12 protein-coding genes and 3 pseudogenes are annotated in these 10,354 nt (G+C 41.7%); all 15 read left to right on the top strand.

Annotated elements, in window-relative coordinates:
- A pseudogene (locus IQ274_RS29905) lies at positions 1-286 on the top strand (hypothetical protein); the annotation flags it as partial.
- A 348-nt stretch (positions 287-634) separates the two neighbouring features.
- Positions 635-916 (top strand): hypothetical protein, encoded by a 282-nt coding sequence (locus IQ274_RS29900; protein WP_194144383.1) that lies wholly within the window; start codon positions 635-637, stop codon positions 914-916.
- Between the two features lie 70 nt (positions 917-986).
- Positions 987-1,256: a hypothetical protein gene (locus IQ274_RS29895; RefSeq protein WP_194144382.1), complete on the top strand. Its 270-nt coding sequence runs from the start codon at positions 987-989 to the stop codon at positions 1,254-1,256.
- A gap of 167 nt (positions 1,257-1,423) precedes the next feature.
- Entirely contained in the window at positions 1,424-2,497 is a 1,074-nt protein-coding gene (locus IQ274_RS29890; protein ID WP_194144381.1) for a hypothetical protein, read from the top strand.
- Positions 2,498-2,613: 116 nt separating this feature from the next.
- Positions 2,614-2,853: pseudogene (locus IQ274_RS29885) on the top strand (DUF1257 domain-containing protein); the annotation flags it as partial.
- Between the two features lie 637 nt (positions 2,854-3,490).
- A complete protein-coding gene (gene ltrA / locus IQ274_RS29880) occupies positions 3,491-5,314 on the top strand; it encodes a group II intron reverse transcriptase/maturase (RefSeq protein WP_194144380.1) in 1,824 nt (607 codons plus the stop codon).
- A 24-nt stretch (positions 5,315-5,338) separates the two neighbouring features.
- A pseudogene (locus IQ274_RS29875) lies at positions 5,339-5,551 on the top strand (hypothetical protein); the annotation flags it as partial.
- A gap of 2 nt (positions 5,552-5,553) precedes the next feature.
- Positions 5,554-5,766 carry a DUF2997 domain-containing protein gene (locus IQ274_RS29870; protein WP_190938217.1) on the top strand — a complete coding sequence of 71 codons (213 nt, stop codon included), beginning with the start codon at positions 5,554-5,556 and terminating at the stop codon, positions 5,764-5,766.
- Positions 5,767-5,857: 91 nt separating this feature from the next.
- The gene (locus tag IQ274_RS29865) at positions 5,858-7,480 is read left to right on the top strand and encodes an AAA family ATPase (RefSeq protein ID WP_194144379.1); all 1,623 of its coding nucleotides are present in this window, start codon (positions 5,858-5,860) and stop codon (positions 7,478-7,480) included.
- 128 nt (positions 7,481-7,608) lie between these two features.
- Positions 7,609-7,962 (top strand): hypothetical protein, encoded by a 354-nt coding sequence (locus tag IQ274_RS29860; RefSeq protein WP_193950295.1) that lies wholly within the window; start codon positions 7,609-7,611, stop codon positions 7,960-7,962.
- A gap of 64 nt (positions 7,963-8,026) precedes the next feature.
- Positions 8,027-8,572: a WGR domain-containing protein gene (locus tag IQ274_RS29855; RefSeq protein ID WP_194144378.1), complete on the top strand. Its 546-nt coding sequence runs from the start codon at positions 8,027-8,029 to the stop codon at positions 8,570-8,572.
- Between the two features lie 71 nt (positions 8,573-8,643).
- Positions 8,644-8,913 carry a hypothetical protein gene (locus IQ274_RS29850; protein ID WP_194144377.1) on the top strand — a complete coding sequence of 90 codons (270 nt, stop codon included), beginning with the start codon at positions 8,644-8,646 and terminating at the stop codon, positions 8,911-8,913.
- Positions 8,914-9,027: 114 nt separating this feature from the next.
- Positions 9,028-9,225, top strand: coding sequence for a hypothetical protein (locus tag IQ274_RS29845; RefSeq protein WP_069067960.1), 198 nt, complete (start codon positions 9,028-9,030; stop codon positions 9,223-9,225).
- Positions 9,222-9,563 carry a hypothetical protein gene (locus tag IQ274_RS29840; protein WP_069067959.1) on the top strand — a complete coding sequence of 114 codons (342 nt, stop codon included), beginning with the start codon at positions 9,222-9,224 and terminating at the stop codon, positions 9,561-9,563. Before IQ274_RS29845 ends, IQ274_RS29840 begins: the two co-directional genes overlap by 4 nt.
- Positions 9,564-10,039: 476 nt before the next feature.
- On the top strand, positions 10,040-10,252 hold the full coding sequence (locus IQ274_RS29835) for a hypothetical protein (RefSeq protein ID WP_194144376.1): 213 nt from the start codon (positions 10,040-10,042) through the stop codon (positions 10,250-10,252).
- Positions 10,253-10,354: the final 102 nt, after the last annotated feature.

Genomic DNA, 10,354 nt, shown 5'->3' with positions numbered 1-10,354 from the left:
TAATTCCATCTGCGATTGGTGGAAAAAAGGATTGCCTAACAATAACTTACCAAAGCATACGTCTCATGCACTTGATCGCAATCAATTGATGATGGAGTCGCAACGATTAATTGAAGCTTTAGGTTGGAAAGAGGAAAAGGGCAAACAGTTTCTCATAGATAACTATGGTAAAAAAGGAAGGCAGTCACTAACTAACGAAGAATTTGCTAACTTCGTCAACAAATTGCAGTCTATGCAAGTAAATTATGACGATGAAGTTGGTTTCTGGGAGGATGTGCCTTCTTAATAACTAAATACTTCTTGCGGTGATTACAGCAATTGCGTTCATCTTTATGCTTCCCTATTTACCTTTAAGTAGGGAAGTATATTTAACGAACAGAATTCAGGAGTCAGGAGCCAGAATTCAGAAGAAGGTTAAGCGAGTGGTGGATCTGAATCCCCCACTCATTCTGACTCCTGGATTCAGAATAGCTGAATTCTTCTTCAATCAGTTCTCAAGTCTTGTCTACAGCTAATGAAGAAGGGGAAAGGGGAAAGGTTAAACCTTACTATTCTACACATGGTTTAATTCATGAATCCCTTTAACCCTCCTCCCCTCTTTTTGCTGTGTATTCACTACTATCAATAACAACAAATGACTATTACAATAGTTCACCCCAGTATCGAAAACTTACAACAGTTTTCTGACTTATTCGACATCGAGAAACTATTGCAATCTGAAGGCTTTTTACCGTGGCTTTTAGCAAATGGCTGGAAGTACGACGACGAATCTTGTTTGATTGCAAATATCCTTGATGAGTCAACAAGTCTTGATGAAGTTTGGGACTCCAAAGAGTTTGATTTTAATGCTTTGTCAGATGAATCAAAGGAAAAATTAAATCAGATTATCCGTGAAAAACTCTCCAGTCAAAACTGATTAAATCTGACTGGAGAGAAAAATCGATTCCACAAAAGATTATCACACACTCTACTTCAATAGTAATCAGATGGAATTAAATTTGATTAAAGTCTACGACTCAACGCTTTTAAGCTCCTCAAAAGTTTACCAAATCGACGGTACGCTTTCTCGATACTTGGGTGATGAAGGTACTATCCAACATCCACAGTATCTATTTCTACCTCTGCCAAATCAAAGAAAAAAAGTCAGCTTTCGGCTAAACCAAAACAAACTCATGAGTCGTTGTTATGAAGTCGAAGGCATGACTTATAACAAGCCTGTGGTACAGGATAATTCGCAGCAACTTCAGCTATTTTAGCCATGTCCATACATAAACCACCAGTCATTAAAAGACATATTCGCCTACAGAATAGCTCTACAAAAGTAATCTATAGAGCTACTACAGACATTCGCTCTTTTGAGAAATCACCACAAAGAAAGCTTCGCTTAATCGAAAGTGAAAAATAATGATTGAGGTCAATAATAATGGTACAAGTAATCGACAACACTATCGCTACAAATTTCCTAACTGATGCAGTAGTCGAGCGCCACAATTTCTCACAATTAAATAAAACCCGTATTCGCTTCCGTATTCAGTTGAAAAAAAGTACAAAATCGGCTGCTCCTAAATGGGCAGATGTACTACAAGCTGAAGTTTCTGAAATTGAATCAGACCTTGTTAAAGTTACTAATTCCGAAGTTGGTTTGCGGGGTATCAAGGTATTTAAGAAATTGGATGAAGCTGCTGCCCAATTGAGGCAAGAGATTGCTTCAGTTCAAGAGTGGATGTCTGCTGATACTGGGGATTGGATTTGTCCGATTGATTTGGCTCCACTCGTTTGGAATCAGTTAATCAATATCAGAGATAATATCGCTCCTGGTTTACGCAATCAATTAAAAGCTGATTACGAAGCGGGACTTCTTGATTATCAAGAGCGGATTGATCAGTTCCTCTCACTTAACACCTGGGAATTAGCACAGGATAAGCAAGAGTCAGTCAAAGCTAATTTGTTAAGAGCATTTCCGACTCTGACCGACCTTGAAGACTATTTGCAAGTTGTTATTGGTCGTCCGGTGATTATACCTGCTTTGTCCGAACAACTCAATCAGCAACAAGCCGAGTGTCTAGACCAGATTACCAAGTTCATTCAACAGTATGACCAAAATTTAGAGCAACGATTAAGGGAATCTGCTTTAGCTGGTGGTGAACAACTCGCCGCACAGTTGCTTGAAGAGTTGGCTGATTGGGAACCAGGGAGGAAACCCATACAGTTTAAAAGGAAAATGGAGCGTCATCTGATGAAGGTTCAAGTGCTACTAGCGAATGCTGACCCGGAGGCTGGCAGCAGCTTGGAGGCGATGATGGCGCACTTAGATTCTATCGTTAACGATCCAGCGATTGAGTCTAAAAATCTTGGGTCTGATACGCGCAGTCAATTGCAGCAAAAAATGCAAGAGATCCGCACCAAGTTGTTAGATGAACAGCGCAATCTGCAATCACTTGCGGCTGACGACGTGGGCTTATCGAAAGCTACCGTGATGTCGTTTAAGTTCCGGTAAAAAACAGTCTTGGGCGAAGGTGCATCGCTCAAGACTAAGTACCTTAAACGAAAAATGCAGCATATACATCTCAAAAAGAGTACCGCACTTCTTTCTACTATAGGAACAAAATTCTTATGTCACACTTCTCAACCGTTAAAACCAAGCTTGTTAACCGTGAATGTCTGGTACAAGCTTTACAAGATTTGAAACTGAATCCGCAAGTTCACGAAACAGCACAGCCACTAAAAGGATACTACGGTAGCTCCCAAGGTCAAAGCGCAGAAATCATTGTGTCTGGTCGCACAATTCAAGCCCGTGCAGATATAGGTTTCAAATGGAATCAGTCAAGTGGTGTGTACGACGTAATACACGACGTGCGATTCGTTCTGTCGAAATGAGTAATAATACTCAGGGATGACAGGCATGGATAAGTAGCCCTAATAAGGTATACAGAACCATGACAACTCAATTTCCGTGATGGTGAAATTCCATCCTCCCAGGTGTCAGGGATGACTGCAAGTCCCCTACTTCAGTAAGGTGGCTCTTTACTGGGGTAAAGCGGGGAATTCAAGGCGGTAACTACTAGCCCGATGTGGAACTCCGTCAAAGCGCAGTTAGTCACGGGTAGGCAGACAAATCTCTCGCCTGAATCATCGTGATTACGTACAAGCTAAAGAGGCTGATAAGCTTGCCCCAAAAAGGGGAAGGATAATTAGGTGGCTATGTATTTCTAGTCGCCAAAAGATGGGCAGTGTCGTGATGACCCATTAAGACACCCACAATAAACCCGGTGAATAGAGAGAACCCTAAAACTAACGACAAACGGAAATTGGGAACGAAGTAACTTTCTAATATGCTCTTTAAGAAAAACCGAATTTCTCAAAGCAGGTAGCCAACCGCAAGCTATTAGGGGGAGGGATTGTTCCAGAAGTAAATGCCTTTGGGAAAGCCAAAGGATAAGCCGACAGGAACACGGTGAAGTGGAAGATATAGCATTTAGTAGCAGTAAATATGACTAAAGCCGAACAAAAGTTCAGGATTGTATGGGAAAACGACATACCAACCTGTAAAGGATTAGAGCCTGACATTCAATGGCAGGACATATCCTGGAAGAAATTGGAATGTCGTGTCTTCAAGCTGCAAAAAAGAATATATCAAGCCTCAAGTCGTGGGGATGTCAAAGTAGTTCGCAAACTTCAGAAAACTCTGCTACGGTCATGGTCAGCTAAGTGCATCGCAGTACGAAGAGTAACCCAAGATAATACAGGCAAAAAGACAGCAGGAGTGGACGGGGTTAAGTCCCTCTCCCCAGAAGCACGTCTTAAACTGGTGAAAAGGTTAAAACCAGAGGGAAAATCACGACCCACTAGAAGGGTGTGGATACCAAAACCTGGAACCCAAGAAAAAAGACCCTTGGGTATACCCACAATGTACGACCGTGCATTACAAGCGTTGGTGAAAATGGCGCTAGAACCTGAATGGGAAGCGCGATTTGAACCAAATAGCTATGGCTTTAGACCTGGTAGGGGCGCTCATGATGCGATAGAAGCAATATTTAATGCAATTAGGTATAAACCTAAACATGTATTAGATGCCGATATATCGAAATGTTTTGACAAAATTAACCACTCAGCATTATTGCAAAAAGTTAATACCTTCCCAACTTTACGTCGTCAAATTAAAGCATGGCTAAAGTCAGGAGTGGTAGACGATGGACTATTGATCCAAACCATAGAAGGGACACCCCAAGGAGGAGTAATTAGCCCATTATTGGCTAATATTGCCCTTCATGGAATGGAATATCGGATTAAACAATTTGCTGAAACACTCCCTGGTGAAAAGAGAGCAAACAAATCGGCAATAAGTTTAGTTAGATATGCCGATGACTTCGTAATTCTTCATGAAAATATAGAGGTCATCCAAAAATGTCAGCAAATAATTACGGATTGGTTAAAAGAACTAGGGCTGGAACTAAAACCCAGTAAAACAAAAATTTCACATACTTTAAGTGAAATAAATGGAAACTGTGGTTTTAACTTCCTTGGATTCAACATACGGCAAATTCCCCTTGGAAAATGTCATACCGGAAAGAACACCCACGGAAAACCTCTAGGTTTCAAAACATTAATCACCCCAGGAAAAGAAGAAATTAAGTCCCACTCATACAAAACCGGGAAAATCATTGAGAAACTTAAAACAGTTCCTCAAGAGAAACTAATAGTAATCCTAAACCCAATAATTATGGGATGGGTAAACTATTATGCAACATCTGAATGTTCCAAGGTTTTCAAGAGGTTAGACCATATAGTCTTCGGGCAACTGTGGGCATGGGCAAACAGACGACATCCAAATAAAAATAAAAAATGGATTCGTCATAAATACTGGAAAACAGTAGGCGAAAATAACTGGACGTTCAGAGCAGGTGATGATGGCTGCATATTAAACAGTCATACCAAGGTAAAAAGTATCAAACACGTAAAAGTGCAAGATACAAAAAGCCCATACGATGGTGACTGGATATATTGGGTTAGCAGAATGGGTAAACACCCCCAAGCGCCTTCAAAACTATCAAAAATGCTCCAGGAACAAAAAGGGAAATGCACCCAATGCGGACATTACTTCAAAGATGGAGATATTTTGGAAATCGACCATATTATCCCACGTCATCTTGGTGGTAAGGATAAATATGAAAACTTCCAAATTCTCCATAGACACTGCCACGATGTTAAAACGGCTGATGATTTAAAAGCAGCCAAAGGTATGTGTGACAAGCACCAATTCACTGAGGAGCCGTGTGAGGTGAAAGTCTCATGCACGGTTTTGAAGACGAGTTAGTGAGGTGACTCACTAGCTTAGTTTAACAGTTATGAAACAGTTCCTAAGTTGGGACAAGACTTTTTCAGTAATAAACTAATGCTGGCTTATGGTAAGCATTTGGTTCGTGTCAAAGCTGCCGAGTTACAAGAAAAATTTGGTGAATGTGCGATCGCTGAAGAAACCAACGGCACTGTGCAAACTCTACGGCTGACTTTTGCCGGACATCAGGAAGTTCAACAGTACGTGAGGAGATAAATATGGAACGCTCAATACTGATACATTTCGACAATGCTACAGGTGAAGTTCGTGTGGAGGCTGAGGGGTTTGAGGGTTTGAGTTGTTTATCGGCTACGCAACCGTTTGAATCCGCTTTGGGAGTTGTGAGCGAGAGCGATCGCACATTTAAAAATGAAGCTCAAACCCAACAACTTCGGACTACCCTAAGCAGTCAAACACGGTTGCACCAGTAATCAGTCATCAGTTACCAGTTTTAACTCGGCTGGTAACTGCTGATCATAAAGGCTTCGCCATTTCACAAATGAAGTAGTTGAAATAATTGACATGAAACTCTCAAATCTGCTCTCCACGCTCGATTCACAAATCCCGATCGCCGCAGTTGATGTCCTGTCCCCCGATGAGGCAACTATCATTCAGTGGTTGACAACCGAAGCTAAAGAAAAACTCAACAGTCCAGTTTTCTTTTGGAACCTGGGAGTATCCAGCCTGGAGCAATGCCTGATTGCACCGGATGGTGGGCTGGTGTTTAAGTCGGTGCCGGAGTACAAAAGACCTGCTCATACAGATCCGTTGCTGTTCGTATTCGACTATATAAATAACTTTGATGGCGTTGGCGTGTTTATTCTGGGGGACATACACCCATTTCTTGGCAAGAATTCCCCACAGATGAGTTGGGAAATCTTGACCAGAGTGAAAAACCTTTACCACCGACTCAAACCTACAGAAAAACGGATCGTGCTGCTGGGTCAAAACATCGAACTACACGATTCTTTGTTAAGGCTCATCCCCTACTGTGAAGTGCCACTACCGAACATTGGCCAAATTCAAGACCATTTCGAGTCATATCTGGTTTTTCTTGAAGAATCTGCTACTGAGCAGGATGTCACATTTCGAGTGTCCCTGAGTTATGAAGAAAAAGAAACCTTTGCTCAAGCTGCGCTGGGACTGACGTTAGAGGAAGTCAGCGATTTCTTGCGACTGACCGTTAAAGAGCGTTTGAGCCGGAATGGTATTTTGATTGATGCTACAGTTACGCCTCTAATAGTCGAGTACAAAACTCGGCTCTTGGCTCAAATGGGAATTGAATTGGGAAAACCTGCAACTATCCCCTTTGGCGGACTCGATTTACTGCGCGAATGGCTGATGAGGCGGCGGCGACTGTTCACTATTGAAGCGCGATCGCTGCATCTGCCGCAACCCAAAGGCGTATTGTTGGCGGGGCCTCCCGGAGTTGGTAAAAGTTTACTTGCTAAAAACATCGCAACTATACTGAATTTACCACTCCTACAACTAGACATTGCGTCCCTTTTAGGCTCACTCGTTGGCGAGTCCGAGGGCAATGTCCGCCGCGCACTTAAAACGGCTGAAGCTATTGCCCCATGCGTATTATGGGTTGATGAGATAGAAAAAGCACTTTCGGGGATTGGTGACACAAGTGGAGTTTCCCAGCGAATCCTGGGAAATCTGCTCACATTTATGAGTGAGTGTACGGCTGGCGTGTTTGTTGTAGCTACCTGCAACGACCCGTCAGCACTACCAAGCGAACTCAAGAGGAAGGGAAGATTTGATGAAAACTTTTTTGTTGACTTACCAACCGAACCGGAGCGATGTCAAATCCTGAAAATTCACCTGGAGCGTTTTGGCATTGTGGTCGAAGGCGAATATCTGGAAGCGATCGCTGCAAACACCGCGAAGTTTTCAGGCGCAGAATTAGAAACTCTAGCAGCAGAAGCGGCACTGCTGGCGTTTGACGAAGGGCGACCGCAGCAAGTGACGCTGGGAGATTTAGAGAATTGCAGCCATTCCATTACCCCGCTTGCCGTTACTGATGCTGCTGCTGTGGAGCGAATGCAAGCTTGGTCTAAGACTGCGAGGGCAGCAAGTAGTCCTGTCATCGGGGCAAAACAAGCGTCTTTGCGTACTGCCAAGTTTCGCAACATGAATTGATAAAGTCCGCGATTTCTCCTGTTGTGTTCAAGAGAAATCGCATTGCTCAAAAGAGACAATTGCTACGCCAAAAAGAAAGTGAATTGGCTTGGATTGACAATGATATTTCTAATTTCAAAGTAAATCAAATGGCAAATACAGACTTAGTAACTTATTACGGTCAAACCGAAAAAATCGACCAGTTAGTTGAAAAACATGGTGCATATTTAGAACAACTAGATAGAAAAACGAAACTCTTGCTACGTACAACTTTGTCGCAATATGTTTTTATGCAACAAATATGTACTCCTGATAACTATTTGGTTACAGAAGCTTTGAAAGATGGAGACTTTGAGAGATTCCTGTGTGATGGTATTCCAAAAGTGTTAATAAATCTCTGTTCTGAGCTAAATGGACTAACTGTTGACGATGCTGAAACAATTTTAGAAGCTTTGCAACATCAATTACGTTGGGGTAATGCCCGATTATTGACGATTCAATAACTAATTACAGGTGAATATCTAATTTTTAGATATTCACCTGTTTACTAATTCCAGCATAAAAACTATGGAAACATATCTTGTTTTTGTTGACGCTGTTAACAACAGCAACAAGTTCTGGAGCGCAAAAGCTGAAGGCAGCAACTTAATAGTCCAATGGGGACGTGTTGGTTATCAGGCACAAACCAAAGTCCACACATTAGGAAGTTATCAAAGAGCGGTTGCTAAATTTCACAATCTAGTAGCCGAAAAAAAATCTAGGGGCTACAGAGAAAGTCAGCCACAAATGGATGGCGAACGCAGTATTTCAGATATCAGACGAGCGATACAACTATTAAATACTATACGCCTGGCTGTTGCAAATAGGAACTTCGGTGATAGCTACATACTTGCCCTTAACGAGTATCTGAAAATTGTCCCAACACCATTGGGAATGCAGATTGATCCTTACAGGGTGTACCAAACAGTTGTAGATGTTGACTATCAACAAGAACTACTCAATTCTTTGCTAGTGAATGAACCTGTAGCTGTTCAGATCAAAGAATCGCCGCAATCTGAACCGAAAACTGTCAGCCTCAAGGCTATCAGCAAGAGTTTCTGGCGACATTTGTAATTTTATAAGCGTCACTTTCTAAGAGATGCTAAAAAGCTACACTTCATTTTGAAAAATTGTTTGGGTAAATTATGGAAATCAAGACTATTGCTGTAACTTACACACGTAAGTTCAATTTAGGTGACTACGAATCTTTAGAATTAACTTGCTCACTATGGGGACAAATTGACCCAAAAGAAGAAGATGCACAAGGGACGACACAATTTCTATTTCAACAAGCAAAGGATTCTGTTAAGGAAGCTGCAATCCCAGTAATTAAAGCTTCTAATCATCAAATGAATAAAGCCAAAGCGTACAAGCACTCTGCAACAAATCAATTTGACGATCTTGATAATTTCTAATAACTGAAATTCACCTTTTAAATTCAAAAACACTTTAGTCAAGCATTAATACTGCTTGGCTATTTTTTTTCACCCAGCGCTTTGACCCCCACAAACCACAACAGGAAAGACACCATGCCTAAAAAAGCTAACCCAGTCCCAAAAGACCATTCCCAGTTATGCCTTCAGTACCTAAGTCGTTGCGGTGGCAGCGCTCGGTTATGCAGTATCAATTTTAGCTTGGGAGTGATTCAAACATTGGTCAATCAAAGAAGAGTAAAGATTACGAATACAGGTGCAGGATTTTTTGTGGAGTTGGACGAAGTGAAATGAAAACCCATAAAGTAACTCATCAATCATCTTTGCCTTCAAACACCCGTAATAAATTAGTTCTACGCCGGACTCGAAAAAGATTTAACCCCAAAGTATTCATAGACCGCACGATAGAAACAACTGCAATTGTCTCTCTGCTCTTAACTGGCTTTTCAGGAGTAGGGGCAATGGCTTGCTGGGGGCTGGAGATTATCGAGACTAATAATCCCAACATAATCATCTCTGGTTGGGAGCAACAGAAAAATATTTGCTTGGGTGCAATGCTGGTAAGTTTTTCCGCATTTTTAGGCAGTTCTTTAGTCGGAGCTAGTTTCAGTATTCAACGAGATAAATTTTAGGGAGGGAAACAATAATGGAAATCAGATTAACCACAGCAGAGATTCAGACTATATTACAGGGTTGTCAATATACATTGCAGCTTGTGGGGAGTAGTAAGGATTATCGCAGGCTTCAGTCGTCCGAGTACTTTTCTACATCAAATAATGTGGTATTAAACGATGCGTTCAATGTTTTAGAAGAAATAGTGAACGCAATTGATGGGGTGGAACAGATGACCTAGCCCCGTAGCGGTGGGGTGCAGGGATGGGGTGCAGGAGAAGAGAGATAGCCTCAACAACCTGCATCGTTACAAGCCCCGTTCACTGTATCCCCAACACCCAACACCCAACACCCAACACCCAACACCCTACCCCCCACACCCTTGTTGTTGATCGAATAGCAAACAGAAAAAATCTAGAAATCAAGCAGAGATTTTTCAACACTGGAGGGCTATTCCCTACCACAGACTAACCCTACAACTAGGAGCGATCGCAGTATGGTACAAAACATTGGTATTAAACCAATGCATCCAAGAGAATTCAAAATAATTCACAATGCTTCTATATACCTGATGCATAGGCTTAGTGATTATCCTGAAGAAACAATAAGTCATTGGTTAGCTGACGAAAGTAGTACAAGGTATCAACAGCCAAAACCACAAGTACTTAATCATTTTGGAGCTATCCATAAATTATTATCAGGTACTTAGCGTCAGCCTGACGCTAAGTCATCAGAAAAACCCTACTCACCAGCCGATAGGGTTTTTATTATTAGTATTAGCAGTACCGGAATTCAATCGGAACTCAACCGG

This window comes from Nostoc sp. LEGE 12447, from assembly GCF_015206985.1.
Classification (GTDB): domain Bacteria; phylum Cyanobacteriota; class Cyanobacteriia; order Cyanobacteriales; family Nostocaceae; genus Nostoc.
The sequence above is the reverse complement of the archived record's forward strand: the minus strand, read 5'-3'. Positions and strand labels throughout refer to the sequence as shown.

Bases quoted from the DNA above. Each gene is read 5' to 3' on its own strand.
- IQ274_RS29900 (WP_194144383.1), top strand. From the start codon at position 635: ATGACTATTACAATAGTTCACCCCAGTATCGAAAACTTACAACAGTTT.
- IQ274_RS29895 (WP_194144382.1), top strand. From the start codon at position 987: ATGGAATTAAATTTGATTAAAGTCTACGACTCAACGCTTTTAAGCTCC.
- IQ274_RS29890 (WP_194144381.1), top strand. From the start codon at position 1,424: ATGGTACAAGTAATCGACAACACTATCGCTACAAATTTCCTAACTGAT.
- ltrA (WP_194144380.1), top strand. From the start codon at position 3,491: ATGACTAAAGCCGAACAAAAGTTCAGGATTGTATGGGAAAACGACATA.
- IQ274_RS29870 (WP_190938217.1), top strand. From the start codon at position 5,554: ATGGAACGCTCAATACTGATACATTTCGACAATGCTACAGGTGAAGTT.
- IQ274_RS29865 (WP_194144379.1), top strand. From the start codon at position 5,858: ATGAAACTCTCAAATCTGCTCTCCACGCTCGATTCACAAATCCCGATC.
- IQ274_RS29860 (WP_193950295.1), top strand. From the start codon at position 7,609: ATGGCAAATACAGACTTAGTAACTTATTACGGTCAAACCGAAAAAATC.
- IQ274_RS29855 (WP_194144378.1), top strand. From the start codon at position 8,027: ATGGAAACATATCTTGTTTTTGTTGACGCTGTTAACAACAGCAACAAG.
- IQ274_RS29850 (WP_194144377.1), top strand. From the start codon at position 8,644: ATGGAAATCAAGACTATTGCTGTAACTTACACACGTAAGTTCAATTTA.
- IQ274_RS29845 (WP_069067960.1), top strand. From the start codon at position 9,028: ATGCCTAAAAAAGCTAACCCAGTCCCAAAAGACCATTCCCAGTTATGC.
- IQ274_RS29840 (WP_069067959.1), top strand. From the start codon at position 9,222: ATGAAAACCCATAAAGTAACTCATCAATCATCTTTGCCTTCAAACACC.
- IQ274_RS29835 (WP_194144376.1), top strand. From the start codon at position 10,040: ATGGTACAAAACATTGGTATTAAACCAATGCATCCAAGAGAATTCAAA.